The following is a 26,095-nucleotide window of genomic DNA, read 5'->3' as shown; positions in this document are numbered from 1 at the left end:
AGTTTGCTGCGCCAAATGGTTAGCGAAGTCGCACGTATCAGGGTTGCAGCGAGGTTAATGGATGCGCGCGGATTTGATGCAAGGTGAAAGGCTACACGCAAGGCTGGAGGGGCAGACTGGCGCTGAAGCGCTGTCTATCTCCTTGTCTTGAGGGTTCTCCGTCCATGGTCTCGACCTATCTCGCCTACAACCTGGTGTCGCGCGACCTGCGTGCCACCATGGATCGCACTGCAAGCCAGGGGCAGGTCCAGCGCGAGACCGACTATTACGAGGAAAACATCGGCAAGGTCACCTCGGTCGACGATTTCCTCGACGACTACCGGCTCTATTCCTATGCGATGACGGCCTATGGCCTGGAAGACATGACCTATGCCAAGGCCTTCATGAAGAAGGTGCTGGACAGCGATCTCAGCGACGACAGCTCCTTCGCCAACAGCCTGTCCGACGACCGGTACAAGAAATTCGCCCAGGCCTATCAGTTCGACAAGGGCACCGAAGTGCCGATGACCGACGAGCAGATGGATTCGCTGATCGGGCTCTACAATCAGCAGATCGACGACATGGACTCGGATATCACCGGGGAGGCGGGGTATTTCAACGCCAAGATCAAGACGATCACCAGTGTCGACCAGCTGCTGGCCGACGATCGCATGCGGGCCTATGTGTTCCAGGCCTTCGACATCGACGAAAACACGTATGACCGCTCGCTGATCCGCGGCCTTCTGACCAGCGATGCCGACGATCCGGATTCCTATTTCAATACGCAGATCCTGCCCAATGCGACGGACTCGCAAGGCACAATCACCGCCAATGCGGCGACCCTGTCGAAGATCAACGCGCGGGCCAATCTGGTCAGCACCCGTGACAAGGTCCAGGGCTATGCCGATAGCATAGCCTCGGCCCGCAGCCAGATCGCCACCCTGCAGGCACAGCTTTCCTCGGCGAGCGACAAGGAAGGCGTGCAGTCGCAGATCAATACGCTCAATGCCCAGATCAACACGGCGTATGTCGGCTATGACACCGCCCAGGCTTCCGTGCTGTCGTCCACGATCTCCAGTCTCAAGGCGCAGCAGGCGGAAGAGGGAGCGGATGTCGACGGGCTTCAATCCCAGATCGACGCGACGCAATCCCAGCTCGACGGCTGGAATGCGGACAAGTCGAGCCGCAGCAGCTGGGCCTCGCTGACCAGCCAGAAGGCGGCGCTGCAGCTGCAGGTCGACTATCCGAAGTCGGGCACCGACCCGGATGCATTGCAACTGCAGATCAATGACCTGCAGTCGCAGATCTCCGGCATCGAGCCGACGCTGAAATCGCTGGGCGACGGTGACTTCACCAGCTTTGCCAGCCAGTTGCAGAGCCAGATCGATTCCTATGACGGCGACCTGCCGGCGCTTGGAGCAGACACCGACAAGCTGAAGGCGCAACTGACGGCGGCCAACAACACGGCCGCCGGCTATCTGTCGGCGGCGTCCAGCTATGTGAGCCTGGTCGATGCCTTCGACTTCAACGCCGATGGCAGCGTGCCCGACACCGGGGCGGTCAGCGACGACAATCTGGAAGTGATCAACAATGCCTATATCTTCAAGCAGGACCGGCTGACAAAGTCCGGGGCGACGCTGAACGACCAGTATTTCCGCGACAACATCAACAATTACACCACGATCGACGACCTGTTTGCCGACAGCACCATGGTGGATTACCTGAAGGCCGCCTTCGGCCTCAGCACCTATGCGGCCGTCACCTCGTCGACGCTGGAATTTGCCATCGAGAGCGATCCCGACGATCCGACCAGCTATCTGAACACCCAGTACAAGGGCCGGGAATACTACGACAACCTCGTTTCGCTCTCGCGCGCCTTCAACTTCAAGGACGATGGCACGCTTGCTGATGGCGACGTGGCCATGAGCCCGGAAAAGATCGTGTCGACGTCCAGCAGCTATTTCTCCAAATATGATGACGCCGACGAGGCCGACGACGAGGCGGCGATCGCCGGGCTGAAGGCGGCGATGAATTCGTTCAACAGCGAAGGCAGCGAGATCGCCAATGTCGACGATCTCGTCAACAATGCCAAGGTCTACGATTTCGCCATGAAGGCCGTCGGCCTCGACCCGGACGAGGTCTCGAAGCGCACCATGAAAAAGGTGCTGATGAGCGATCTCAACGACCCCAAGAGCTTCGTCTATACCCTGAAGGACGACCGCTATGTCGAGTTCGCCAAGTCCTTCAACTTCGACCAGGATGGCAAGCTGACCTGGCCGACCATGGCGCTGAACGAGTCCGACATGCAGGACTATGCCAGCAAATACATCATCGAGAAGATCCGTTTCCTCGACGGGGACGACAAGGACAAGGCGCAGACCGAGGCGGAGGACGAGTCCAAATACTTCCAGGAACAGATCGCCACGCTCGACAGTCGCGACGACTTCCTTAAGGATCGCCGTCTGGTCGATCTCGTGCTGACCGCCAGGGGCATCGATCCCTCCGGCGTCACCGACGAATATATGAAGAAGATGTTCGAGTCCGATCTCGACGATCCCAACAGCTTTGCCAATACGGAGCCGGACTACCGCTTTGCCGAAATCGTCGCCTCGTTCAACTTCAACGATGACGGCCAGGTTCAGCGCGCGGATTCGAGTGCGATCCAGAGCAAGGGCGACGTGCTGCAGACGGTCGATCTCTATCTTCGCCAGACCATCGAAAATACCGAGGGCGAGGACAATACCGGCGTGCGCCTGGCGCTCTATTTCGAGCGCGTGGCACCGACGGTCACCAGCGCCTATGACCTGCTGGCCGACGACGCGCTTCTGGAATTCTTCCGCACCACCTATGGCTTCTCCGACGAGTTCTCCAACATGGATATCGACGTGCAGGCCAAGCAGGTGGAAAAGAATCTCGACCTGACCGATCTGCAGGATCCGGACAAGCTGAAGAAGCTGATCACCCGCTTCACCGCGATGTACGATTCGGCAAATGCCGAAACCGATCCGCTCCTGTCGCTGTTCTCCGACAGCTCCTCCACCGGCATCAGCGCCGACCTGATGCTCTCGATCGCCTCGCTCAAGGCCGGCTGACGATAGCCCCAGACAGGCGGCTTGTCCGCCTCCGGTTTTTTCGCTATCGATATATCCAGCAGAATATATCGATAGCGTTTCAGGAGTTTTCCAATGTCCATCAAATCGAGGTTTCAGGGCGCCGCGCGCCGGCTCGGGCTCGCCTTGGCGCTCACCGCCGTTCCGCTGGCCGGCGCCTATGCGAAGGATGTCACGGTCTTTGCCGCCGCCAGCCTGAAGGATGTCATGGGCGAGATCGCCGGCTCCTGGAAGACCGAGACCGGCAAGACGGTGAAACTCTCCTTTGCCGCCAGTTCGGCGCTTGCCAAGCAGATCGAACAGGGCGCGCCGGCCGATCTCTATCTGTCGGCAGACCTGAAATGGATGGACTATCTGGAAAAGCAGGGCCTGATCGACAGTGCCTCGCGGCGCAACCTGCTCGGCAATGCGATCGTGCTGATCGCGCCGAAGGATGCCGATACCAGCATCCGCATCGGCAAGGATTTTCCGCTGGCAGAAGCGCTCGGCGATGAGCACCTGGCGATGGGCAATACCGACGCGGTACCGGCCGGCATCTACGGCAAGCAGGCGCTGACCAGCCTCGGCGTCTGGAATAGCGTCAAGGGCAAGATCGCCCAGGCCGACAATGTCCGCGCCGCCCTGCTGCTCGTCTCACGCGGCGAGGCACCGCTCGGCATCGTCTATTCGACCGACGCCAAGGCCGATCCGGGCGTCAAGGTGGTCGACAGTTTCCCCGAGGACAGCCATACGCCGATCATCTACCCGGCAGCCAGGTTGAAGGCCGGCGACAACGAGGATGCCACGGCCTTCCTTGAATATCTCTCCTCGCCGAAAGCCGTGGAAGCGTTCAAGGCTGCCGGCTTTACCGCCCTTGGCGCCGGTCATTGATGAATCTCGATTTCGGTTTTACCGCCGATGACTGGACGGCGATGGCGCTCAGCCTCCGGGTAGCGACCGTCGCCGTCGTCATGTCCCTGCCGTTCGGCATCGCGGTTGCCTATCTCCTGTCGCGCAAGGAGTTCTATGGCAAGACGCTGGTAAACGCGCTGGTGCATCTGCCGCTGGTCATGCCGCCGGTCGTCACCGGCTATCTCCTGTTGCTGACCTTCGGTCGCCGGGGAACGGTCGGCATGCTGCTCGACCACTGGTTCGGGCTGGTACTGTCGTTTCGCTGGACGGGTGCGGCGCTGGCCGCCGCCGTCATGGGCTTTCCGCTGATGGTGCGATCGATCCGGCTGTCGCTCGACAATGTCGACCTGAAGCTCGAAGCCGCCGCATCGACGCTCGGGGCCAGCCGGCCACAGGTCTTCCTGAGCGTGACCCTGCCGCTGATCCTGCCGGGCATCGCCGCCGGCGTCATGGTCGCCTTTGCCAAGGCGCTGGGCGAGTTCGGCGCGACCATCACCTTCGTCTCCAATATTCCCGGCGAAACCCAGACGCTGGCCTCGGCGATCTACACCTATCTGCAGGTGCCGGGCGGCGAACTGGCGGCTTCGCGCCTGACCGCCGTTTCCATCGTCATCTCGATCGGCGCGCTGGTCGCCTCCGAAGCGCTTGGGCGTCGGCTCCAGGCAAGGGCCGGTGGCCAATGACGCTGGCAATCGATGTCCGACACCGCCAGGGCGCCTTCCAGCTCGATGCAAGCCTGCGTATCGATGGCGGGCTGACGGCTCTCTACGGCCCCTCGGGTTCCGGCAAGACGACGCTGATCAATCTGGTGGCAGGTCTCGCGCGTCCGGTCGAGGGACGTATCGCCTTTGACGACACCGCCTGGGTGGACACCGACAAACGGCTCTGGGTGCCGCCGCACAAACGCCGGATCGGGTATGTCTTCCAGGAGGGCCGGCTTTTCCCGCATCTGACCGTCGAGCAGAATCTTCGCTATGGCATGCGATTTTCCAAACAGCCGGTAGACGGCGCCGATTTCGGCCGCATCGTCGACATGCTGTCCATCGGTTCGTTGATGGCGCGGCGGCCGGGGGCGCTGTCGGGCGGGGAGAAGCAGCGGGTGGCGCTCGGCCGGGCGCTGGCAACCGGGCCGCAGATGCTTTTGATGGACGAGCCGCTGTCTGCGCTCGATGCCGGACTGAAGACCGCGATCCTGCCCTATATCGAGCGGGTGCGCGACGAGGCGGCGATCCCGATCCTCTATGTCAGCCATGCGATCGAGGAGGTGGCGCGGCTTGCGACCGGCGTGGTCACGGTCGATCGCGGCAAGGTCGCGGCGGTCGGCGCGACCGACACGTTGCTGTCGAGCCTTTCCGATGCGGGCGCCGCCATGTCGCCCGGCAATTTCCTGCACGCCACGGTCACGGCCCATAGTCCGGAAGAGGGGCTGACAATTGCCGAATGCCGGGCCGGAACGCTCTATCTGCGCGAGACCGACATGGCCGTCGGCACGCGCATCCGCGCCTTCGTGCCGGTCGGCGAGATCGTGCTTTCGGTCGAAGCGCCGCACGGTCTCTCCACCCTCAACCGGCTGCCGGGCGTCATCGAGACGGTCGCCGATGCCGGCCGCACCGTGATCGTCACCGTCGACTGCAACGGCGATCGCATGGCGGTGCAACTGACGCGGCGCTCGGCAAACCTGCTGAACCTGCATCGCGGGCAGCCGGTCCACCTTCTGTTCAAGGCCGTCTCGATCGCGACGGAATCCGTTTTTCGCGCGCGTTGAGACGCCACCGGGAAGTGGCCGGCATGGCAAGACCTGCCGTCGATCACGGCACCCGTTGCAGCGATCGTCTCACGCGACGCCGGAGACGCTTCGATATTGTCCGGCGCGCGGATCGGCGCGGTCGATTTCGGTCATCACCTGCGGACAGCGCCGGCAGGCTTCGCCCCCCTGCTCGGCATACCATCGGCAGCTACGGCGGATCACGCAGGGCGGCAGTGCGTCTGTAACCGGGTCGAGCTGTGCAACGATGCGGCTGGCCAGACGACAGGCCTGCCCGTCGAAATGGGTGCAGCGGCTTTCCTCGCAACGGGCGGCAAAGCGCAGAACCTGCAATGGCTTTGCCGGCGCGGTCATCGCCAGGATCTGGGGGGTGACGGGCTGATGCGCGTTCAGATAGGCAAGGTTGGCCCCGTCGACGCCATGTTCCACCACGCCGAGGATCTCGGCTTCGGTCATATCCGGCTGGGCGCTTGGGCATTTCAACGCCGGCGTGCCGTCAGGCTTGCGCATGGCGTTCACCGGATCGCGACATCGATCGGGAAGAAGCCGACGAGAATGCCGCCGTTCTTCAGCAGCACGCTCGCGCTCTTGACGCCCGCCGGCGAGAACCGTTCGGCCACGGCACCGGCTGTCGCCTCGAGCTCCTTGATGCTGAGCCCGCGGGCGACATCGTCCCGCAGGATATAGCCGATGATACCGGGATCGGGGATGTAGCGCGCCGACAGGTCTTCCGGCAGCAGCTTGGGCGCCACCTTTTCCAGCCCGATGACGGATTTGCCGATCCGGTCGGAAAGATCGGACAGCGCGATAGAAGCAATATTGGCCACGGCCATTTTCCTCCTTCGAATCTTGGGTGCAGTCTTTTGGAAAAGAAACAAAAAACATCGATCACGCTGGTCGGAGACCGGCATGGGGCGCAGAGCTTTGCAACGCGAATACGGAACGAAATGGGATGCTTGGTTTCGAAGTTTAGAATAAACCGGAAATTGTATCCCGTCAATCTTGACGTGCAGCCGCTCAGTCGACGTCTGGACGTTTTGTCGCCGCGCGCGCGCCGCGTCCGGAACCGCTTTCGTCCGCAGCCGGCGCCTGGTTCCTTTCCAGAAAGCGCAGGTCCGCGGCGATCGCATCGGCACTTGCCGCTTCCATGCGCCGGGCGGTATCCAGCAGGCGCTGGCCGAATGCCGTCAGCTCGGCGCCGCCGCCGCTTTTGCCGCCGTGGCGGGTGGCGATCGAGACCTCGGTGAACATGCGATTGATCTCGTCGCCGAGCAGCCAGGCGCGGCGATAGGACATGCCGATCGCTTCGCCGGCCTTGCGGATCGACCCATGTTCGAAGATGCCCGACAGGAGGGCGATCTTGCCCGGCCCGAGCCGGGTACCGTTCGGCAGATCAATCCTCAAGGTCACGCGGGTCTGCTTGCTGCTCATCGCCGCATCTCCGTCCACCGCGCGACCGGGCTTGCGCGTGTCGGGCGCCCAAGGGTCATGGGACGTCGATCACCTTGCCGGGATTCATGATGCCGGCGGGATCGAAGGCGATCTTGATGCGGCGCATAAGTTCGGTTTCGATCTCCGGGCGGATGCCGGCCAGTTCGTCGCGCTTCAGCTGGCCGACACCGTGTTCGGCCGAAATCGAGCCACCATGCTTGCGCACGATTGCATGCACGACCGCGTTCATCTCGCGCCAGCGGCCGATGAAGTCAGCCTTGTCGGCCCCGAGCGGCTGGCTGATATTATAGTGGATATTGCCGTCGCCGAGATGGCCGAAGGCGCAGATCCGGGCGCCGGGCATGGCCGCCATGACCGCATCCGCTGCCTCGCGCATGAAAACCGGGATTTTCGAGATCGGCACCGACACGTCGTGCTTGATCGAACCGCCTTCCGGCTTCTGGGCATCCGACATGCTTTCGCGCAGGTGCCAGAATTCGGTCTGCTGCGCGATCGATGCGGCAATCACCGCGTCTTCCACCAGTTCGTCGCCCAGCGCCGCCTCCAGCAGGGTCGTCATCATCGCGTCGGCGGTCGCTGCCGAATCCGAGGTCGAGATGTCGATCAGCACATACCAGTCATGCGGGGTGGCGAGCGGATCGCGCACGCCCTCGATATGCCGGCTGGTGAATTCGATGCCGATCCGCGGCATCAATTCAAAGCCGGTGAGCGCCGTGCCGCACAGCTTCTCCGCCCGTTCGAACAGTTTGAGCGCCGCGTCCGTCGACTTCAGCCCGACAAAGGCGACCTGCCGGCCGAGCGGCCGGGGAAACAGTTTGAGAACCGCGCCGGTGATGACGCCGAGCGTGCCCTCGGCGCCGATAAAGAGGTCGCGCAGGTCGTAGCCGCTATTGTCCTTCTTCAGCCGGCGCAACCCGTCCCAGATCTCGCCGGTCGGCAGCACGACCTCGAGGCCGAGGCAGAAGCTGCGCATATTGCCATAGGCGAGCACCGCGGTGCCGCCGGCATTGGTCGACAGATTGCCGCCGATCCGGCAGGACCCTTCCGAACCCAGCGACAGCGGGAACAGCCGGCCGTGGGCTTCGGCCGCCTTCTGCACGTCGGCCAGAATGCAGCCGCCATCGGCAACCAGAATATTGGCGACCGGATCCACCTCGCGCACCCGGTTCATCCGCTCCAGCGACAGCACCACATCCTGTCCGTCGTCGCGCGGCACCTGTCCGCCGACAAGGCCCGTGCGCCCGCCGGCCGGCACGATCGGCGTACCGGTCTCGCTGGCAAGCGCCAGGATGGCAGAGACTTCCTCTGTCGAGCCGGGCTTCAGCACCAGCGGCGTTGCGCCATGATACAGGCCGCGGTTTTCGGTCAGATAGGGCGCGACATCAGACGGCTCCGTCATCGCGTTCTTCTCGCCGACAAGGGCAATGAAACGCTGCAGCAGCGGTGTCTCGGGCATGGTTTCGGGTCTCTGGACGGCAGGGCGGTCGCTCATCGCTGTCTCCTGGTCAGGCTTGCCGGGGCGCTGCCGCCCGCAACAGTCGGTCGTTGATTGCTTCACCGAGCCCGCGATCGGGGATCGGCATGACGGCGATGGTCCGGGCACCGCTGGCATCCGCCTGTTTCATATAGGCGAAAAGATTGGCGGCGGCTTGTCTGACATCGCCTTCCAGGCTGAGGTTCAGTGCAATCAACGCTTTTTCCGCGCCGTCGATCCCTTGCCCGCCGAACGACAGCAGCGCTTCACCGGGTTCGACGCGCCGCGCATTCAGCCGGATATGGGCGTTGGGCGCATAATGCGAGGCCAGCATGCCCGGCGCCTCGATGATCGCACCGGCGGCCTCCGGGCGGATCAGCACGGATGCGAGTTCCGCTTCTATGTCTTCGGCTGCCACGCCGCCCGGCCGCAGCAGCCGCAGCCTTCCGTCGGGTTCCGCCTTGACGATGGTCGATTCGACGCCGACGGGCGAGGGGCCGCCGTCCAGAATGAGGTCGATCCGCGGACCGAGATCGGCGTCCACATGGCCGGCGCTGGTCGGGCTGACCCCGCCGGATGTATTGGCGCTGGGAGCGGCGAGCGGCCGGTCGAAGGCGGCGATCAGCCGGGCGGCAGCCCCTGCCGGTACCCGCACGCCGACCGTGTCGAGCCCGGCGGTCGCCAGCGGATGAATGCCGGATCCGTCTTTCAGCGGCAGCACCAGGGTCAGCGGTCCCGGCCAGAAACGCTCGGCCAGTCGTCGCGACAGCGGATCGAACACGGCGTAGCGCTCGGCCATGGCCAGATCCGACATGTGGCAGATCAGCGGGTTGAAGCGGGGGCGTCCCTTGGTCTCGTAGATCGCCGTCACCGCCTCGGCACTTGTGGCGTCGGCGGCAAGGCCATAGACCGTCTCGGTCGGCAGGGCGATGGGGCGGGCGGCATGGAGCACGGCGAGTGCCGCATCACGGGCGGCCGGCCAGTCGCCGCTGAGGGACAGGATGCGGGCCATCTGCTCGTCCGTTGTTGCGTTCATGCCTTCCATAGCGCGTCTTAACCCATCCTCGCAAACCCTGATTTCGGCGGGCCTGTATACAAAACTGCGCCATAATGACGTATCAGTAAATCTTTATGGAATGGCGTAACGCAAAGCTTGGACTCCTTTCCTATAGTCGCTCCCGGATAGAAATTGCGCCGGGGAAACACACATTATGCAGCCGCTGAAGAACCCTGCCTCGAGCATTGCGCTCCGAGTAGCCACCGCCATGCACCAGATGGGCATCGACGGACTTCCACGCAATTACGAGCTCGTCTACGAGGCCTATTCGGGGACCAATCCGGATCTGGTGCGCGATTTCATAGCGCTCGGCAAGCTGAAGACGCAGGAAGCCCTTGATGTGCTCGGGCAGAAATATCTGCCACATCATCACGAGGAAAGCGTGCTTGCCCAGCAGAATGGCAAGGTGCGCTCGGAGATGAGCAATTTCATCAGCATGCTGAACGAGGAAAAGGTCTCCCTGTCCGACTACGGCCGGGTGATCGGCCACGCTTCCCGCGCGATGCAGAAGGAGGGCGATATCGATCCTGCCGAACTCGGCAATTCGATTTCCGCGCTGCGGGCGGCGACCGAAAAGCGCGCCAGCGAAAACAGCAATGTCGTGCGCGCCGTGGTCAACAAGACCGCAAGCCTTGCCGAATTGCAGCGCGAGGCGGAAGAGCAGGATGCGACTCGCTTCACCGATGCGCTGACAGGCCTCGGCACGCGCCGTGCCTTCAATGTCGCGATCTCCAAGGTCTATGCCAATCCGTCCATGCCGGTGCTGTGCGGTGCGGCGATTGGCGAGATCGACGACTATCAGAAGCTGGCAGAGCAACTGGGCGCGCCGGTTGCGGAGCGCTTCCTCAAGCAGACCGCAAAGGTGATCGAAGCCGTGGTCGGACGCGAGGACGTCGCCTGCCGGTTTGACGGCGGTCGTTTCGGCCTGCTGTTTTACACCGGCGACCAGGACGAGATCAGCCGCATCATCGAACTGGTGCGCCAGAAGCTGAAGGCGACCGTGATCAACACGCCCAACGGCAAGGCGATCAGCCCGCTCGGCATGTCCTTCGGCATCTGCCTGTCTTCGCAGGCACCGAATGCCTTCGACCTGACGAATTTCTCGGAAAAGGCGCTGGCTACGTCAAAGGCCGCCGGCGGCAACACCGTCACCGTCTACGGCGCTTCAGACGGCAACTTGCCGAAGAGCTGGATGATCTACCAGAAGGACGTGCGTCCGGCCTGATCGGACCGCGCGTTGAAACACGCGATCTTGAAGCGGCTTTGCCGGCTGTCGGCAAAGCCGCTTTCCCGTGCCGGCAATGTCCGCAGCCTAAAAGACAACACGCGTTACATGCGGTCGATGGCGGCGCGCATGGCAGCGGTCGGTGCGCCGAGCTTCAGGATGTTCTTGATCGCCTTGTTCGGATCGCGGGTGACGAAGAGCACGCCGTTTTCCCGGACGCTGCGGTCGATCTGCACGCGCTTGTTGGTCTTGTCGGGCGTGATCGCGACGGCGAAATACATCCGCGTGCGCTGCGGCTCGATGGTCTCGAAGAACAGCTCGTCGTCGCCGATCTCGGCTGCGAAATTGGCGATGTAGAACGACCAGTTGACATCCGGGTGCTTGGCGAAGGTGGTGCGCGATGCCGTCACGTGACAATAACCCAGATGCGGACTGTTCTTCAGCACCCGGTGAAAGACGATCTTGGGAAAACGGATGTCGCGGTGAAAGGCGTTGATCCGCTCGTGACTGGTCTCGGCGGCCAGTGCCAGCTGGCGTCCCGTGCGCTCGGCCACTTCCTCATAGGTGAGATACCGCCGCTCTTCGGGCAACCAGTCGTCCCGCCGGCGCGAGATCTGGCCCGTGCGCAGGAATTCGGAATGGGCGGTGGCTACCGCGCCTTTCGATCCGATGCCCTTCAGTTTTTCGTAGTATCTCAGCTTCGTCATCAATGCACTTCCGTCTCGATAGGCGGACTCGAGGGCCTGCGCCGACTCATCGTCCGCTTGCTAACAATTACATTCGACGGTTTCGCGAGGCTTGCTTGAAACAATAGGCACTGTTTTAGCGTTTAGTAAATCTGAGCTGGACCTGAACGTTAACAAGTCTAAAACCGTTAATCCAAGGTTCAGCTTGATCCACGTAGTTTCAAAGGCATCCGCACAAGAAACAGGCGCCGATCCGCAAAACGGATGCCTGGCGCGGAAGAACCAGAAAGGGAGAATACCCATGTTCATTTCCATCAAGGGCTTGGCCATTGCCGGTCTGACTTCCGCCATGATTGCAACCAGCTTTGTGCCGTCCCAGGCCCTGCCGCTGTCTGCAACTGCCGTTCCCACGGTCGCGCGGACGGGCGATACCACCAATGTCGTCGACGTTCAGTATCGCCGCCACCGCGCCGACCACTACCGCGGCTATCGCGGTTATCGCAGCCATCGTCGTGGCTATCGCTACCACAACGGCTACTGGTTCCCGCTCGCAGCCTTCGCGACCGGCGCCATCATCGGCGGTGCCGTGTCCTCCGCGCCCGCACGCTCGGCCGGCATCAACCCGAAGCATTACGCATGGTGTGAATCGCGCTACCGGTCCTACGATGCGCGCTCCAACACGTTCCAGCCGTATAACGGCCCGCGTCAGCAGTGCACGTCGCCTTACTATTGATCGCCTGACGGCGATCCCCATGGAAAATGCCCGGTTCGCGCCGGGCATTTTTTTATGGGCGCAAGGGGGCACGCCGCGCTCCATCACCGTTGGCAGCCTTGCCGGTGGGCATTCCCCGCCTCGTCGAAAAGGGTCGCAGCCCGGCCGACGGCACCAAATCCGTCACGCTCCACGTGCCGGACAATTGACGTTTACGTAAAAATCAATTAGCTCAGAGCGGGCTGTCCGGGCCAGGGGACAGTACGGTTTCGAGGAGGATATTGGCATGTACAAGGCACCGGTAGACGCGATCGGCTTCACCCTCAAGCATGTGGCGGGCCTGTCGGGCGCGCTGGACGAGGGTCTGCTCGGCGATCTGAGCGAAGACCTGGTCGATGCGATCCTGCAGGAGGCCGGGCGCTTCGCCAGCGAGGAAGTCGCGCCGCTGGCCGAGATCGGCGATCGTCAGGGCGCCCGCCTCGTGGATGGCAAGGTCGTGGTACCCGATGGCTGGGACGGGCTTTACCGCCATTGGGCGGAAGGCGGCTGGAACTCGCTTGTCGCGTCGCAGGATTATGGCGGCCAGGCGCTGCCGCACATGCTGAATGTCGCGGCGCTCGAAATGTGGAATTCCGGTTCCATGGCGTTCGCGCTCTGCCCGACACTGACAATGGGCGCGGTCGAGGCGGTCACGACCCATGGCACCGACACGTTGAAGACGACCTTCCTGCCGAAAATGGTCTCCGGCGAGTGGACCGGCACGATGAATCTGACCGAGCCCCATGCCGGCTCCGATCTCGGGGTGATGAAAACCCGGGCCGAGCGCCGCGACGACGGCAGCTACCGGATTTTCGGACAGAAGATCTTCATCACCTGGGGCGAGCACGAGGTCACCGACAATATCGTCCATCTGGTGCTGGCACGGCTGCCCGACGCGCCGGCCGGGACCCGCGGCATCTCGCTCTTCCTGGTGCCGAAATTCCTGGTGAACGACGACGGGTCGCTGGGCGCGCGCAACGATCTCCATTGCCATTCGCTGGAGCACAAGCTCGGCATTCACGGCTCCCCCACCTGCACGATGATCTATGGCGACGGCAAGCATGGCGATGCGGCCGGTGCCGTCGGCTATCTGGTCGGCGAGGAGAACAAGGGCCTCGCCTGCATGTTCACGATGATGAACAATGCAAGGCTTGCCGTCGGCATGCAGGGTGTGGCGATCTGCGAGGCGGCGACGCAAAAGGCGATCGCCTATGCCTCCGACCGCACCCAGGGCAGGGCGCCGGGCTGGACCGGTTCCGGCATGAGCCCGATCATCGAGCATCCCGACATCATCCGCACGCTCCTGACGATGAAGGCGCTGACCCAAGGGGCGCGCGCGATCTGCTATGCCTGCGCCCACGCGATCGACATGTCGCATCGCGCGCCGGACGAGACCCGCGCCTTCTGGGCGGAGCGGGCGGCCCTCCTGACGCCGATCGCCAAGTCCTTTGCCACCGATTGCGGAGTCGACGTCGCTTCCCTCGGCATTCAGGTGCATGGCGGCATGGGCTTCATCGAGGAGACCGGCGCTGCCCGCTATCTGCGCGACGCCCGCATCGCCCCGATCTATGAGGGCACCAACGGCATTCAGGCGATCGATCTGGTCGCCCGCAAGCTGCCTTTGTCCGACGGCGAACAGGTGCGCGGCTTCATCGGCGAACTGACGGGGATTGCCGATGCGGTGCGTGCCGCCAACCGTGACGGCTTCGGCGGGACCGCCGATCGGCTCGAGGCATCGATTGGCGATCTCGCGGATGCCACCGACTGGCTGATGGCTCGGCTGAAGGCTGGTGAAAGTGCCGAAGCGCTCGCCGGCGCCACGCCCTATCAGCGGCTGTTCGGCCTGGTGCTGACGGGTGCCTATCTGGCCAAGGGCGCGCTGGCCGAGGAAGATATCGGCCGTCAACAGCGCATCGCGCTATGCCGCTTCGGTGCGGAAAACCTGATTGCCGAAACCGCGGCCTTGAAGGACCGCGTGATCAACGGTGCAGCAAGCCTCGCTGCCGCCAAGATCCTGTTGAGCTGAGGAAAGACGCGCCATGACCGACCACGTTCTGATCGAGCGCCCCGAAGCCCATCCCGGCGTGCTGGTGATCCGCTTCAACCGTCCGGACAAGAAGAATGCGATCACGCAGGCCATGTACGGCGCCATGACGCAGGCGTTGCTGGCTGCCAATGATGACAAGGCCATCCGCTGCATCGCCTTTCTCGGCACCGAGGGCTGCTTTTCCGCCGGCAACGACATGGCCGATTTCCTGGCCTTCGCCATGGCGGGTGCTGTCGGAGAGCCGGCGGCGTTTTCTTTGCTGAAGGCGCTGGCCGGTGCTGAAAAGCCGCTGGTGTCGGGCGTCGACGGGCTTGCGATCGGCATCGGCACGACGCTTCATATGCATTGCGACCTGACGATCGCGTCAACCCGCAGCCTGTTCAAGACGCCCTTTGTCGATCTGGCATTGGTACCCGAGGCCGGCTCCAGCCTGCTGGCGCCGCTTGCCATGGGCCATCAGAGGGCCTTTGCCCTGCTGGTTGCCGGCGAAGGGTTTTCCGCTGAGGCAGCACGCGATGCCGGATTGATCTGGAAGGTGGTCGAACCCGCCGAAGTCGAGGCAGCGACGCTCGGCATTGCTGCCTCGCTGGCCGCCAAGCCGCCCGAAGCGCTGAAGATCTCGCGTGATCTGCTGCGCGGCGACCGGACCGCTCTGTTGCAGCGAATGGACGAGGAACTGGACCATTTCGTCCGCCGGCTGAAGAGCGCGGAGGCGCGCGCAGCCTTCGAGGCGTTCATGACCCGTACATCTGCGCCGTGATAATCGACGGAGGAACCTTTGCGCGTTCCCGTCCTTATTCCAGGTGTTCAGAAGGACAGGCAAATCCGGAGTGACATGATGTCCAAGTTTCTCGTAATGGCAGCCATTGTCGGCCTCACATGCAGTTCCGCGGCGCTGGCGGCCGAGCCCCAGTCGTTTTCCCCGATTAAGCTGCCCGGCATGCAGCTTGCCGACAATGACAGCGTCAACGTGATCACCCGCAGCGACGAGCGTCAGACCGAACGGCCGGGCTATCGGCCGGGCGCGCGCACGATCTATCTCTGCGTCATCGACGACGACAAGCGCTGCGTGACGACCCCGCAGCGTGTCGGCGGTGTCTGCCGCTGCTCCAACATGACCGGCAGCGGGCGCGTCGTTACCCGCTGACCGGCATCAAGGCATGTCGCGACCTTCCAGATAGGCTTACATGCCTTCAGCGGCTTTAGGTCCGCGTCTGTATTTTCCAGACCGCTGTGCCTCGTTCGGCAGACATGACCTGGAAAAAGGTGGGTAAAACCGGACGGCGCGGTTGCCCGGCCCTTCTACCTTCGCGTCAGCGTGGCGACCGCCTCGACATGGTGCGACCAGAGGAACTGGTCGATCGGCGTGACGGTGCCGACCTTGTAGCCGCCGGCCGTCAGGATCGCCAGGTCGCGGGCAAGCGTCAGCGGATTGCAGCTGATCGCAACGATCTTCTTGACCTTCGAGCGGGCCAGTTCCTGGCATTGCGCCTCGGCGCCCGCGCGCGGCGGATCGAACACGACCGCGTCGAACTTGTTCAGTTCCTGGGTCATCAGCGGACGCCGAAACAGATCGCGCTTTTCGGCGGTCAACTGCTTCAGCCCCTGCGTGTTGCGCCAGGCATGGTCGAGCGCTTGAACGGCATTGCCGTCGGATTCGACGGCCTGCACCTGGCCGATCCGTGCCAGCCGGAGCGAAAACGTGCCGATCCCGGCAAACAGGTCGGCGATCCGCTTGGCCTTGCCGATATGGGCGATCGCAAGCTCGGCCATGGCCTCTTCGGCGCGCACCGTCGCCTGGGTAAAAGCTCCCGGTGACGGCACGACGCGCGCGCCGGAAAAATCGAGCAGGGGTTTTGCCGGCTCCAGCAGGATCTCACCGTTGAGCGATACGCGCCCGATGCGCTGCATCGAATTCAGCGTGTCGGTCAGGGTGCGTCGCTGACCGCTGCCGACCGTTTTCGGACCTTCGATCGAGACGTCCAGCCCGTTCAGGGTTTCCGTCACCGTCAGGCGTGCGGCATCGCTGCCGGTCACGATCACCGCGGCGATCCGCTTGAGGTCGCCGAGCCGCGAAACGATGCCGGGCACGGCGATCGGACATTCGCTGATATCGACCACGTGGTGGCTCTGCGCCTGATTGTAGCCGAGCAGCAGCCCCTTGTCGGTACGCTTGGCCGTCAGCACCACGCGGCGACGCTCGCCGGGGGCGGCCGTCATCAGCGGCGCCACCTCGGCCTCGATCCCCTTGGACTTCAGCGCCTGTACCACGAGATCGCGCTTGAACGGATGGTAGAGCGCATCGCCGGCATGCTGCAGCGAACAGCCGCCGCAGGTTCCGCCATCGCCATCCGGCCCGAAATGGCGACAGACCGGCTTGATCCTCTCCGGTGCCGCCGACATCAGCGAGATCAGCGTTGCCTGATCCTTGACGCGCGCGACCTTGGCTTCTTCCTTCGGCAGGGTGAAGGGCACGAAGACCGTCGCGCCTTCGGGATGCGCCACGCCGTCGCCCTGGGCGCCGAGACTGTCGATCTGAAGGGTTTCCGCGCTCATCTCAGCTCCTGTCCGGCTTTCTGCCCGCAAGCAGATATTCCTGGTTGCCGTCGCCGCCGGCGATCGGGGAGGGGAGGATGCCGAGGCTTTCCCATCCGATTGTCCCGGTCAGCCACGCCTCGAGATCGGCGGCGATTGCCGGCCCGCCGTCGGGGTCCTTCAACAGGCCCTTGCGGTTGACCCCGTCGCGCCCGGCCTCGAATTGCGGCTTGACCAGCAGCACGCAGCAACTGCCGGGCTCGGCCATCTCGAGCGCCGGCGGCAGGGCCAGTTTCAGCGAGATGAACGAGACGTCCGAAACGATGAAATCGATCTCGCGATTGTCGATGTCATCCGGCGTCATCGCGCGGGCGTTCAGGCCCTCGATGTTCTCGACACGCGGATCGGACGAAACCATGGCATGCATCTGGTCATGGCCGACATCGACCGCCGTGACATGATTGGCGCCGCGCTCCAACAGAACCTGGGTGAAGCCGCCGGTCGATGCGCCGACGTCGAGACAGTCGCATCCGGCGGGGTCGAGGCCGAAATGGTCGAGGGCCGCCACCAGCTTCAGAGCCGCGCGGGACACGTATTGGCGCGCCGGGTCGGCAATCTCGATGGCCCGGTCGGGTGACACCATCATGGCCGGCTTCACCACGACGGTGCCATCGACGGTCACGGTGCCGCGTTCGATCGCGTCGCGCGCCCGGGCGCGGCTGGCGAACAGGTTCATGCTGACGAGTATTTGGTCGAGGCGCTGGGGGCTCTGGTCTGACATGGAACTGTCAATGACGAGGGTCGGTGCCGGACGCAAGTCTTTTCGACATTTATACCGGATGTCCGCGCCTCTTCCGGGCGCCTTGTACCGATCCGCAGGGCGCTGTCGACGCATCTGTGGCACTGGAATAGGAAGTATTGGTACCTGTTCTGGGTGAATGATACTGCGCAAAATCATTTAGACGATTAGAATATACTTAACGTTTTTGCGGCAACTTGATCGATGGGGAGACGACCGGCACTTCAGATGCGCCGCCACGACGCGCCATCGGCATGCGGCTTGGAAACCTCTCCGGCCAGCGGCCCCTGGCCGCATCGCGAAGAACAAAATTGGGATTGCGAAATGAGACGGCTCAGCCTGAAAGCGTCAACGTTAGGTGTGTTTGCCCTGATTGCCATGGCAGTGGCGGTCAACGGTTACTTTTCCCTGCGGTCTTTGGACTCGGTTGCAAGTTCGGGTGCCGAGATCGCCCGGAAATGGTTGCCGAGCGTTGTGGCTGCCAAGGACATCAAGGCTGAAGTCCTGGAGACCCGTGTTGCCTATCTGAGCTATGTCGCGGCCATGAACCCGGCGCAGGTGCAGGAAGCGGGCGACCTGATCAAGGCCAAGCAGGCAGCCTTTGTCGAGGCGGCCGATCGCTACATGCCGCTGATCTCCTCACCCCGCCAGAAGGAGCTGGTCGACAAGATCAAGGCCGACTTCGATACCTATGTGAAATCCGGCGAGAAAATGATCGTGCTGGTGGGCATCGGCGATTCCTTCGGTGCGAACGACATGATTTCGGGCGAGCTGCATGCCTCCTCCGCTTCGGTGCTGAAGGATATCGACGAACTGGTCGACAGCAGTATGCGCGGCACGGCGGCGGCGACCCAGTCGTCGTTCGCGATAAATGACGATGCACAGCTCACCTCCTATATCGTCCTGGCGATCATCGCGGCGGCCGTCGCGGCGGGCGTGATCCTCATTCTGCGCAGCGTCATTTCGCCGATCCACCGGATCACCGCTTCGATGCGGGGACTGGTCAATGGCGATGTCGAGAGCGAAATCCCGTTCGTTGGCCGCACCGACGAGGTCGGCGCCATGGCCGGTGCCGTCGAGGTGTTCCGTCAGTCAGCCGTCGACAAGTTGCGCCTTGCCGCCGAGGCCGAGGAAAACCGCCGCCGCAACGACGAACAGCGTATCCAGATGCAGCGCCAGGCCGAACAGGATGCGCGCCAGACCCTGCTGGATGCGACCAGCGCCTTTGCCGTCGGCATGAAACAGCTTGCGGCCGGCGACCTCACCTACCAGATCACCGAGACGGTGTCGGAAGACTTCATTGCCCTGCGCGACGACTTCAACACCGCGGTCGAGCAGCTGGCATCGACCCTGTCGGCCGTGGTCGGCGCAACCCGGACGATCGACACCGGCACCCGCGAGATATCGAGCGGCGCTTCGGATCTCTCCAAGCGCACGGAGCATCAGGCTGCCTCGCTGGAGGAGACCGCCGCAGCCCTCGACGAGATCACCGCCAATGTGAAGAATTCCACCGGTCGTGCCGAAGAGGCCCGCCAGGTGGCCGTGGAAGCCAAGGACAGTGCCTCGCGCTCGGCCGGTGTGGTCGCCGAGGCAGTGGACGCCATGGGCCGGATCGAAAGCTCGTCCGACCAGATTTCCAATATCATCGGGGTGATCGACGAGATCGCCTTCCAGACCAACCTTCTGGCGCTGAATGCCGGCGTCGAGGCGGCGCGTGCCGGCGAAGCCGGCAAGGGCTTTGCGGTCGTCGCGCAGGAAGTCCGCGAACTTGCCCAGCGCTCGGCCCAGGCCGCCAAGGAGATCAAGGAGCTGATCCAGAACTCCGCCGGTCAGGTCAAGAGCGGGGTCAAGCTGGTCACCGAGACCGGCACGGCGCTGAAATCGATCGAGAAGCTCATTCTCGTCATCAACGACCATATGGGGGCGATCGCCGTCTCCGCGCAGGAGCAATCCGGCGGTCTGGCGGAGGTCAATTCCGCCGTCAACCAGATGGACCAGGTAACCCAGCAGAACGCCGCCATGGTCGAGGAAACCAATGCGGCCGCCGCCACGCTTGCCAGCGAAAGCCTGCGCCTCAGCGGTCTGATTTCACGCTTCAAGCTTGGCGAAGCCTCGGTTGCGGCAGCCGCAGCGGTGCCGAGCGCCCCGGCGCTCGCCTCGTCCGGATTCCGTTCGCCTGTGGTCCATGGCAATACCGCGCTCAAGGAAGAATCCTGGACCGAGTTCTAAGCGGATCTTCTCCTCTCTGAGATCCGCGACAGTGGAAGCCCACCGGATTCGGGCCCGGTGGGCTTTCGCCGTCTGCATGCCTTGGGCTAAGGTGGGCTCGGCGGACGAAGACTTGGAATTGAAGGACAGGGAATGCGTTTCCACACGATGCTTTCGGGTGCCGCCGCCCTGGCGGGCTTGAGCGGCCAGCCGGGCCTTGCCAATGACACCATGGCCGAACTGAAGACCGGCGGCATCGCATTCGTCGCTTCGCCGGACGTGCGCATGGTCAGCGAGGACCTCTATCTGTCGCCGAAGGCGGTCAAGGTGGACTACCTCTTCCACAATGACGGCAAAACGGACATCGACACGGTCGTGGCCTTCCCGATGCCGGACATCACCGGCGTGCTGGAGGGCGACATGGCCCTTCCGGACGAGAGTTCCGACAATTTTCTCGACTTGAAGGTCAGCCAGGACGGCGTGGCGATCCCGCTCGACCTGCAGCAGCGCGCCTATTCGCCAACCGGGCTCGACGTTACCGGCGACCTTAACGCCCACAAGATTCCGCTCATGCCTTACGGCACCCGGACCTGGACGGCGCTGGAGGGCCTGCCGCCGGAGGTGCTGGCCGACTTCGAGGCCAAGGGTCTGATCATCGACGACCTCTATGACAGCGGCAAGGGCATGGAGCACCATCCGCAGCCGGTCTGGACGCTGAAATCCGTCTATTACTGGCGCACCACCTTCCTCGCAGGCAAGGACGTCAGGGTGCATCACGACTATGTCCCGAGCCTTGGCGGCACGGCGGGCATCAGCTTCGTCTATGACGGCGAAACCAATGTCGATATCTTTCAGGACTACCAGAAGCGCTATTGCGTCGACGATGGCTTTATCCGGCTGGCCGACAAGCTGCAGGCGGCGGCCGCCAAGGATAACGGGCCCTATTACGTGGAGAACTGGATCTCCTACATCCTGAAGACCGGCAGCAACTGGCGCGGCCCGATCGGCCGGTTTCACCTGACGGTCGACAAGGGCGAGGAGAGCAGCTTCGTTAGCTTCTGCGGGCAGGGCGTGGTCAAGACCGGGCCCACCACCTTCGAGATGCAGGTCGAGAATTTCCTGCCAGAGAAGGACCTCGACGTTCTGTTCCTGGTGCGCGCCGGCGATTGACCAGGTTCAGCGGTCGTCCAGATTCGAGACCAGACACGACGAAAGCCCGGCATGTGGATCTGCCGGGCTTTTCATAAGGGCATGACTGGAGATCATGCAAAAAAAGATCCAAGCGATCAGCTATCGTCGGACACGGCAGTCTCGGGCCGGTCGGCGCCCTCGGCATGCTCCTGATGCCAGCGGCCGCCCTGATCCTGGAAATTGATTTCCGCATCGCTGCCGTTCTGCTGATGCTCGGTGGCTGCGATCCGCGCAGCCTCCAGAGCTTCGTCATGGGTCGGAAACGGCTCGGAATAGACATCGCCGACCCGGTAGGCAAAGCCTTCGTCATGCGGGACGACGTGATATGTGACGGTTGCCATCAATGCGTTTCCTCAAATGTCCGGATTGCCTGCGGTCCGGCTCAGTTCCAGCGCCAGCGGCTGGTGCGCTCGGGCTGCATGCTGTTGCCGAGCAGATAGCCGATCAGGCCGCCGACAAGACCGACTGTCAGAAGGGCGGTCGAGGTCGCTGCCGGGTGCTCGCGGGCAATGCTTGCCATGCTGTCGGCTTCGTCGCGGGCATAGCTTGCTGCGTTACGGGCCTTGCTCGAGGCGACATCGATGGCTGCCGAGCCACGGCTCTTGGCTTCGGCCGCCATGCTGCGGCTCTCGCTGCCGAGCAGATCCTTGAAATGTACGACCTGGGCTTCGAGGCTCTTCAGTTCCTGCATGATGTCGCGATTGTTCAAGTTAGCCATGGTGTGGTCCTTCCCGTGCGGATGGTTTTAAAGACGTGTTGACCAGACAACGCGGTCTCCCGGCCTAAGGTTCCGGAGGAAGATGACGGGCATTTCAATCGCACGGCAGGCGCAGGAGCGGGCGGAGCCGGAGGGCGGCAAAATCGATCTCCGGTGTCATTGATGAGCACCCCTATAATTATGGGGTAAATAACTAATTGTTGTCATTTTTGCGTTAGACTTTGTTCACCAATAAGGAGAATGGGGCAAAAAAATGCAAATCTCAGTAGCAAAACTTCTGGCCGGTATCAGCGGCCTTCTGGTCGCGGTCATCCTGGCGCAGGGACTGTTCTCGGTTCGCTCGCTCTCTACCATTCGTATGGACGCCCATGCTGTGGTCGACAGCCGTGTGCCGGCTTTTCTCGTCCTCGGACAACTCAATGCAGATCTCGCCCGAATGCGGATCGACGAGAGCGGATTGCTGAACGCCCCCGCGGGCGATCACGACAGCTTCCTCTCCAAGCTGGAGGATACCGCCGGCCACCTCGACAAGGACCTGCAAAGCTACGAGGCCTTGCTCGTTGATCAGGCCGACAAGGACGCTTTCGCGCAGGTCAAGCAGGCGCTGACCGCGATGGGGGCCGAATGGGACGCCACCTTGGCGCTGCTCGAAGGCGGTGATCGCACGGCGGCGACCGAAAAATTCTTCGGCTCGGCACTGACGGCCTATGAGAACGCGTCCCGCGCGCTGCAGGACGCCGTCGACGACATGTCCGGCGATGTGAGCCAGGAGGGCGCCAACATGCTGGCGACCGCGGCCAGCGCCAGCAATTTCACGATTGCAACGCTGATCGCGGCCCTGCTCCTCGGCATTGCTTCGGCGATCTTCGGCAATCGCAGGATTGCCCGTCCGCTTGTGCAGATCGCCGGCGTGATGCATCGCCTCACCGAGGGCGATACCGACGTCAAGGTGCCCGGCGGCAACCGCAAGGACGAGATCGGCGATATGGCCGCATCCGTCGAGGTGTTCCGCCAGGCCGCTATCTCCAACAAGCGGCTGGAAGCCGAGGCAGAGGCGAACCGCCTGCACACCGAGGCCGAACGGATCGCCACCCAGCAGCGCGCCGAGTCCGAGGCCGCCGAACGCCTGCGCATCGCCACATCCGGTCTGGCTGCCGGTCTGAAACGCCTGGCATCCGGCGATCTCTCCTTCCAGCTCACCGAGGCGTTTGCGCCGGACTTCGAAGCGTTGCGCCACGACTTCAACCGGTCGGTACACCAGCTGGGCAACACGCTCGGGGAGATTTCAACCACCATCGTCACGATGGAATCGGGCACCCGCGAGATCGCCAGCGGCGCAAATGATCTGTCCAAGCGCACGGAGCAGCAGGCTGCAGCGCTCGAAGAGACGGCCGCCGCCGTCGAGCAGATCACCGCCAATGTCAGCAATTCGACCAAGCGGACGGACGAAGCCCGCACGGTCGCTGCCCAGGCCAACAAGTCGGCCGGCGAATCGGCCAAGGTGGTCAGCCATGCCGAAGACGCCATGCGCCGGATCGAGGAGGGGTCCAAGCAGATCTCGACAATCATCAGCGTCATCGACGAGATTGCCTTCCAGACCAATCTTCTGGCGCTGAATGCCGGTGTCGAGGCAGCCCGCGCGGGGGAAGCCGGCAAGGGCTTCGCCGTGGTGGCCCAGGAGGTTCGCGAACTTGCCCAGCGTTCCGCCAATGCGGCCAAGGAGATCAAGGACCTGATCAACACCTCGGCCGGCGAAGTGAAGAACGGCGTCGATCTGGTGCGTGACGCCGGCAGCGCGCTCAACACGATCGGCGAATTCATCGTCCAGATCAACACCCATATGGAGGCGATCGCCATCTCCGCCAAGGAACAGGCAACCGGCCTGACCGAGGTCAATCAGGCGGTCAACTCGATGGACCAGTCGACCCAGCAGAACGCGGCCATGGTCGAGGAATCGACTGCGGCATCGAACTCGCTGGCGATGGAAGCCGCCAAGCTGCGCGAGCTGGTCGGCCAGTTCCACCTGGCCGAGGCCGAACCTGCGGTCAAGGTCGCAGCCCTGCGCCAGACCGCGGCCGCAATGGCCAAGCCTGCCACGCCGGCACCCCAGGCAATGAAGCGCGCCGCCGGCGGCGGCTCGGGCGAATGGCAGGAATTCTGATCCACCGTCTAAGAGCATGATGGAAGAGGGGCCGACAGTCGTCGGTCCCCTTTTTTCATGGAGGTCAGGATATTGGTCGCAGCGGCAAACCGTCGCGCCGGCGATCAGCCCATGGTGCCGAAGCCGAGACCCTTCTGGCCGAGGGCGTCGAACACGGTCTTGACGATGCCCGGTGCGTCGAGGCCGGCGGCGGCATACATCACTTCCGGCTTGGCCTGGTCGATCCACAGATCCGGCAACACCATCTGGCGCACCTTCAGGCCGCCGTCGAGCAGGCCTTCTCCGGCGAGGAACTGCAGCACATGGCTGCCGAAGCCGCCGACCGAGCCTTCCTCGATGGTGATCAGCACCGCGTGCTCGCGCGCCAGCCGGCGGATCATGTCGTGGTCGAGCGGCTTGGCGAAACGGGCATCGGCGACCGTGGTCGACAGTCCGGCGGCATCCAGATCTTCTGCTGCCAGCAGGCATTCGGCAAGCCGCGTGCCGAAGGAGAGCAGCGCTACCTTGGTGCCCTCCTTGACGATCCGGCCCTTGCCGATTTCGAGGATTTCGCCGCGCTCGGGCATCTGCACGCCAATGCCTTCGCCGCGCGGATAGCGGAACGAGATCGGGCCGTCGTCATAGGCCGCCGCGGTGCGCACCATGTGCTTCAGTTCGGCCTCGTCGGATGCCGCCATGACGACAAAGCCGGGCAGGGCGGCAAGGAAGGTCGTGTCGAACGAGCCCGCATGGGTCGGACCATCGGCGCCGACGACTCCGGCGCGGTCGATCGGAAAGCGCACCGGCAGGCCCTGGATGGCGACGTCATGGACCACCTGGTCATAGCCGCGCTGCAGGAAGGTCGAATAGAGCGCACAGAACGGCTTGTAGCCTTCCGTCGCCAGGCCGGCGGCAAAGGTAACCGCGTGCTGCTCGGCGATGCCGACATCGAAGGTGCGCTCGGGGAAGACCTCCTGCAGCTTGTCGATGCCGGTGCCGGACGGCATGGCGGCGGTGATGCCGACGATCTTGTCGTCCAGGCGCGCTTCCTGCACCAGCGCCTCGCCGAACACGGCAGTATAGGCAGGCGCGTTCGGCTTGGCCTTGGCCTGCGCGCCGGTGATCACGTCGAACTTGTTGACGCCGTGATATTTGTCGGCGGCGGCCTCGGCCGGTGCGTAGCCCTTGCCCTTCTGGGTTACCACATGGATCAGCACCGGACCCTTGGCGTTGTCGCGGACATTGCGCAGGACCGGCAGCAGATGATCGAAGGAATGCCCGTCGATCGGCCCGATATGATAAAAGCCCATTTCCTCGAACATGGTGCCGCCGGTCACATAGCCGCGGGCATGCTCGACGGCGCGGGTGACGGCCCGGTCGATCGTCTTGCCGAGATAGGCTGTCAGCTTCTTGCCGAAGTCGCGAAAGCCCATATAGGTGCGGCCGGAGGCGAGACGCGCCAGATAGGCGCTCATCGCCCCGGTCGGGGGCGCGATCGACATGTCGTTGTCGTTGAGGATGACGATCAGCCGGGCGTCCAGCGCGCCGGCATTGTTGAGCGCCTCATAGGCCATGCCGGCCGACATCGCGCCGTCGCCGATGATCGCGATCACCTTGCGGTCGGCTCCCGACAGGTCGGAGGCGACGGCCATGCCGAGGCCGGCCGAGATCGAGGTCGAGGAATGCGCCGCGCCGAAGGCATCGTATTCGCTTTCCGCCCGCTTGGTGAAGCCGGACAGGCCGCCCTCCTGGCGAAGCGTGCGGATACGGTCGCGGCGACCGGTCAGGATCTTGTGCGGATAGCACTGGTGGCCGACGTCGAAGATCAGCCGGTCGTCGGGCGTATCGAAAACCTTGTGGATCGCGATCGTCAGCTCGACCACGCCGAGACCGGCTCCCAGATGGCCACCGGTCTGCGATACCGCGTCGATCATCTCGTCGCGCACTTCGCGGGCAAGCTGCGGCAGGTCGCGGTCCTCGATCGCCTTCAGGTCGGCCGGGATATGCACGGTGTCGAGCAGCGGTGTGGCGGGCAGGGATGTCACGGGGCTATCGCCTCTTCTTCTG

General features: G+C 63.4%; 23 protein-coding genes. 12 read left to right on the top strand and 11 right to left on the bottom strand.

Annotated features, from left to right (window positions below):
• Positions 1-164 precede the first annotated feature (164 nt).
• From J2Z17_RS08995 to modC, 4 genes are all read left to right on the top strand, one after another.
• Complete coding sequence (locus tag J2Z17_RS08995; RefSeq protein WP_209944027.1) at positions 165-3,071, top strand: DUF1217 domain-containing protein; 2,907 nt, start codon at positions 165-167, stop codon at positions 3,069-3,071.
• A 93-nt stretch (positions 3,072-3,164) separates the two neighbouring features.
• Positions 3,165-3,959, top strand: coding sequence for a molybdate ABC transporter substrate-binding protein (modA, locus tag J2Z17_RS08990; RefSeq protein ID WP_209944025.1), 795 nt, complete (start codon positions 3,165-3,167; stop codon positions 3,957-3,959).
• Positions 3,959-4,663, top strand: coding sequence for a molybdate ABC transporter permease subunit (gene modB / locus J2Z17_RS08985; protein WP_209944022.1), 705 nt, complete (start codon positions 3,959-3,961; stop codon positions 4,661-4,663). Before modA ends, modB begins: the two co-directional genes overlap by 1 nt.
• The gene (gene modC, locus J2Z17_RS08980) at positions 4,660-5,745 is read left to right on the top strand and encodes a molybdenum ABC transporter ATP-binding protein (RefSeq protein ID WP_209944020.1); all 1,086 of its coding nucleotides are present in this window, start codon (positions 4,660-4,662) and stop codon (positions 5,743-5,745) included. Before modB ends, modC begins: the two co-directional genes overlap by 4 nt.
• A 69-nt stretch (positions 5,746-5,814) precedes the next feature.
• Here modC and J2Z17_RS08975 read toward each other — a convergent pair whose 3' ends face one another.
• From J2Z17_RS08975 to J2Z17_RS08955, 5 genes are all read right to left on the bottom strand, one after another.
• Positions 5,815-6,255 carry a hypothetical protein gene (locus tag J2Z17_RS08975; protein WP_209944018.1) on the bottom strand — a complete coding sequence of 147 codons (441 nt, stop codon included), beginning with the start codon at positions 6,253-6,255 and terminating at the stop codon, positions 5,815-5,817.
• A gap of 5 nt (positions 6,256-6,260) precedes the next feature.
• Positions 6,261-6,572, bottom strand: coding sequence for a hypothetical protein (locus J2Z17_RS08970; RefSeq protein ID WP_209944017.1), 312 nt, complete (start codon positions 6,570-6,572; stop codon positions 6,261-6,263).
• 190 nt (positions 6,573-6,762) lie between these two features.
• The gene (locus J2Z17_RS08965; RefSeq protein ID WP_209944015.1) at positions 6,763-7,176 is read right to left on the bottom strand and encodes a winged helix-turn-helix domain-containing protein; all 414 of its coding nucleotides are present in this window, start codon (positions 7,174-7,176) and stop codon (positions 6,763-6,765) included.
• Positions 7,177-7,231: 55 nt separating this feature from the next.
• The gene (locus tag J2Z17_RS08960) at positions 7,232-8,689 is read right to left on the bottom strand and encodes an FAD-binding oxidoreductase (protein WP_245223965.1); all 1,458 of its coding nucleotides are present in this window, start codon (positions 8,687-8,689) and stop codon (positions 7,232-7,234) included.
• A gap of 13 nt (positions 8,690-8,702) precedes the next feature.
• Positions 8,703-9,683 carry an L-threonylcarbamoyladenylate synthase gene (locus tag J2Z17_RS08955; protein WP_209944338.1) on the bottom strand — a complete coding sequence of 327 codons (981 nt, stop codon included), beginning with the start codon at positions 9,681-9,683 and terminating at the stop codon, positions 8,703-8,705.
• 199 nt (positions 9,684-9,882) lie between these two features.
• Between J2Z17_RS08955 and J2Z17_RS08950 the strand changes: the two genes are divergently transcribed.
• Positions 9,883-10,953 carry a GGDEF domain-containing protein gene (locus J2Z17_RS08950; RefSeq protein WP_209944013.1) on the top strand — a complete coding sequence of 357 codons (1,071 nt, stop codon included), beginning with the start codon at positions 9,883-9,885 and terminating at the stop codon, positions 10,951-10,953.
• A 104-nt stretch (positions 10,954-11,057) separates the two neighbouring features.
• Here J2Z17_RS08950 and J2Z17_RS08945 read toward each other — a convergent pair whose 3' ends face one another.
• A complete protein-coding gene (locus tag J2Z17_RS08945) occupies positions 11,058-11,660 on the bottom strand; it encodes a DUF6656 family protein (protein ID WP_209944011.1) in 603 nt (200 codons plus the stop codon).
• A 280-nt stretch (positions 11,661-11,940) separates the two neighbouring features.
• Here J2Z17_RS08945 and J2Z17_RS08940 point away from each other — a divergent pair, with 280 nt between their 5' ends.
• From J2Z17_RS08940 to J2Z17_RS08925, 4 genes are all read left to right on the top strand, one after another.
• Positions 11,941-12,372: a BA14K family protein gene (locus J2Z17_RS08940; RefSeq protein ID WP_209944009.1), complete on the top strand. Its 432-nt coding sequence runs from the start codon at positions 11,941-11,943 to the stop codon at positions 12,370-12,372.
• Positions 12,373-12,637: 265 nt separating this feature from the next.
• Entirely contained in the window at positions 12,638-14,416 is a 1,779-nt protein-coding gene (locus J2Z17_RS08935) for an acyl-CoA dehydrogenase family protein (RefSeq protein WP_209944007.1), read from the top strand.
• Positions 14,417-14,429: 13 nt separating this feature from the next.
• The gene (locus J2Z17_RS08930) at positions 14,430-15,197 is read left to right on the top strand and encodes a crotonase/enoyl-CoA hydratase family protein (RefSeq protein WP_209944005.1); all 768 of its coding nucleotides are present in this window, start codon (positions 14,430-14,432) and stop codon (positions 15,195-15,197) included.
• 78 nt (positions 15,198-15,275) lie between these two features.
• A complete protein-coding gene (locus tag J2Z17_RS08925) occupies positions 15,276-15,584 on the top strand; it encodes a hypothetical protein (RefSeq protein WP_209944003.1) in 309 nt (102 codons plus the stop codon).
• Between the two features lie 155 nt (positions 15,585-15,739).
• On the opposite strand, the gene J2Z17_RS08920 is transcribed toward J2Z17_RS08925, so the two are convergent.
• Both J2Z17_RS08920 and J2Z17_RS08915 read right to left on the bottom strand, forming a co-directional pair.
• On the bottom strand, positions 15,740-16,993 hold the full coding sequence (locus J2Z17_RS08920) for a class I SAM-dependent RNA methyltransferase (protein ID WP_209944001.1): 1,254 nt from the start codon (positions 16,991-16,993) through the stop codon (positions 15,740-15,742).
• Position 16,994: 1 nt separating this feature from the next.
• Positions 16,995-17,753 carry a TlyA family RNA methyltransferase gene (locus J2Z17_RS08915; protein ID WP_209943999.1) on the bottom strand — a complete coding sequence of 253 codons (759 nt, stop codon included), beginning with the start codon at positions 17,751-17,753 and terminating at the stop codon, positions 16,995-16,997.
• Positions 17,754-18,095: 342 nt separating this feature from the next.
• On the opposite strand from J2Z17_RS08915, the gene J2Z17_RS08910 reads away from it, so the two are divergent.
• Together J2Z17_RS08910 and J2Z17_RS08905 are read left to right on the top strand one after the other, a co-directional pair.
• Positions 18,096-20,000: a methyl-accepting chemotaxis protein gene (locus J2Z17_RS08910; protein ID WP_280923353.1), complete on the top strand. Its 1,905-nt coding sequence runs from the start codon at positions 18,096-18,098 to the stop codon at positions 19,998-20,000.
• A gap of 132 nt (positions 20,001-20,132) precedes the next feature.
• On the top strand, positions 20,133-21,149 hold the full coding sequence (locus tag J2Z17_RS08905; RefSeq protein WP_245223964.1) for a DUF4424 domain-containing protein: 1,017 nt from the start codon (positions 20,133-20,135) through the stop codon (positions 21,147-21,149).
• 116 nt (positions 21,150-21,265) lie between these two features.
• On the opposite strand, the gene J2Z17_RS08900 is transcribed toward J2Z17_RS08905, so the two are convergent.
• Together J2Z17_RS08900 and J2Z17_RS08895 are read right to left on the bottom strand one after the other, a co-directional pair.
• Positions 21,266-21,511: a DUF2188 domain-containing protein gene (locus tag J2Z17_RS08900; protein WP_209943997.1), complete on the bottom strand. Its 246-nt coding sequence runs from the start codon at positions 21,509-21,511 to the stop codon at positions 21,266-21,268.
• 41 nt (positions 21,512-21,552) lie between these two features.
• On the bottom strand, positions 21,553-21,888 hold the full coding sequence (locus J2Z17_RS08895) for a hypothetical protein (protein WP_209943995.1): 336 nt from the start codon (positions 21,886-21,888) through the stop codon (positions 21,553-21,555).
• A gap of 253 nt (positions 21,889-22,141) precedes the next feature.
• On the opposite strand from J2Z17_RS08895, the gene J2Z17_RS08890 reads away from it, so the two are divergent.
• On the top strand, positions 22,142-24,049 hold the full coding sequence (locus tag J2Z17_RS08890; protein ID WP_209943993.1) for a methyl-accepting chemotaxis protein: 1,908 nt from the start codon (positions 22,142-22,144) through the stop codon (positions 24,047-24,049).
• A gap of 104 nt (positions 24,050-24,153) precedes the next feature.
• Here the strand turns inward: J2Z17_RS08890 and dxs are convergent, their stop codons facing one another.
• On the bottom strand, positions 24,154-26,073 hold the full coding sequence (dxs, locus tag J2Z17_RS08885) for a 1-deoxy-D-xylulose-5-phosphate synthase (RefSeq protein ID WP_209943991.1): 1,920 nt from the start codon (positions 26,071-26,073) through the stop codon (positions 24,154-24,156).
• Positions 26,074-26,095 lie beyond the last annotated feature (22 nt).

This window comes from Heterorhizobium halophytocola, from assembly GCF_017873095.1.
Taxonomy (GTDB): domain Bacteria; phylum Pseudomonadota; class Alphaproteobacteria; order Rhizobiales; family Rhizobiaceae; genus Allorhizobium; species Allorhizobium halophytocola.
Note: the sequence above shows the minus strand (reverse complement) of the source record. Positions and strands in the feature narration are given on the sequence as shown.

Excerpts from the sequence above, each read along its gene's own strand:
- J2Z17_RS08950 (WP_209944013.1), top strand. The coding sequence starts at position 9,883 with ATGCAGCCGCTGAAGAACCCTGCCTCGAGCATTGCGCTCCGAGTAGCC.
- J2Z17_RS08940 (WP_209944009.1), top strand. The coding sequence starts at position 11,941 with ATGTTCATTTCCATCAAGGGCTTGGCCATTGCCGGTCTGACTTCCGCC.
- J2Z17_RS08945 (WP_209944011.1), bottom strand. The coding sequence starts at position 11,660 with ATGACGAAGCTGAGATACTACGAAAAACTGAAGGGCATCGGATCGAAA.
- J2Z17_RS08900 (WP_209943997.1), bottom strand. The coding sequence starts at position 21,511 with ATGGCAACCGTCACATATCACGTCGTCCCGCATGACGAAGGCTTTGCC.
- J2Z17_RS08910 (WP_280923353.1), top strand. The coding sequence starts at position 18,096 with ATGAGACGGCTCAGCCTGAAAGCGTCAACGTTAGGTGTGTTTGCCCTG.
- J2Z17_RS08895 (WP_209943995.1), bottom strand. The coding sequence starts at position 21,888 with ATGGCTAACTTGAACAATCGCGACATCATGCAGGAACTGAAGAGCCTC.
- J2Z17_RS08930 (WP_209944005.1), top strand. The coding sequence starts at position 14,430 with ATGACCGACCACGTTCTGATCGAGCGCCCCGAAGCCCATCCCGGCGTG.
- modC (WP_209944020.1), top strand. The coding sequence starts at position 4,660 with ATGACGCTGGCAATCGATGTCCGACACCGCCAGGGCGCCTTCCAGCTC.
- J2Z17_RS08965 (WP_209944015.1), bottom strand. The coding sequence starts at position 7,176 with ATGAGCAGCAAGCAGACCCGCGTGACCTTGAGGATTGATCTGCCGAAC.
- J2Z17_RS08925 (WP_209944003.1), top strand. The coding sequence starts at position 15,276 with ATGTCCAAGTTTCTCGTAATGGCAGCCATTGTCGGCCTCACATGCAGT.
- J2Z17_RS08955 (WP_209944338.1), bottom strand. The coding sequence starts at position 9,683 with ATGGCCCGCATCCTGTCCCTCAGCGGCGACTGGCCGGCCGCCCGTGAT.
- J2Z17_RS08915 (WP_209943999.1), bottom strand. The coding sequence starts at position 17,753 with ATGTCAGACCAGAGCCCCCAGCGCCTCGACCAAATACTCGTCAGCATG.
- J2Z17_RS08905 (WP_245223964.1), top strand. The coding sequence starts at position 20,133 with ATGCGTTTCCACACGATGCTTTCGGGTGCCGCCGCCCTGGCGGGCTTG.
- J2Z17_RS08960 (WP_245223965.1), bottom strand. The coding sequence starts at position 8,689 with ATGAGCGACCGCCCTGCCGTCCAGAGACCCGAAACCATGCCCGAGACA.
- modA (WP_209944025.1), top strand. The coding sequence starts at position 3,165 with ATGTCCATCAAATCGAGGTTTCAGGGCGCCGCGCGCCGGCTCGGGCTC.
- J2Z17_RS08920 (WP_209944001.1), bottom strand. The coding sequence starts at position 16,993 with ATGAGCGCGGAAACCCTTCAGATCGACAGTCTCGGCGCCCAGGGCGAC.
- J2Z17_RS08890 (WP_209943993.1), top strand. The coding sequence starts at position 22,142 with ATGCAAATCTCAGTAGCAAAACTTCTGGCCGGTATCAGCGGCCTTCTG.
- J2Z17_RS08975 (WP_209944018.1), bottom strand. The coding sequence starts at position 6,255 with ATGCGCAAGCCTGACGGCACGCCGGCGTTGAAATGCCCAAGCGCCCAG.
- modB (WP_209944022.1), top strand. The coding sequence starts at position 3,959 with ATGAATCTCGATTTCGGTTTTACCGCCGATGACTGGACGGCGATGGCG.
- J2Z17_RS08995 (WP_209944027.1), top strand. The coding sequence starts at position 165 with ATGGTCTCGACCTATCTCGCCTACAACCTGGTGTCGCGCGACCTGCGT.
- J2Z17_RS08935 (WP_209944007.1), top strand. The coding sequence starts at position 12,638 with ATGTACAAGGCACCGGTAGACGCGATCGGCTTCACCCTCAAGCATGTG.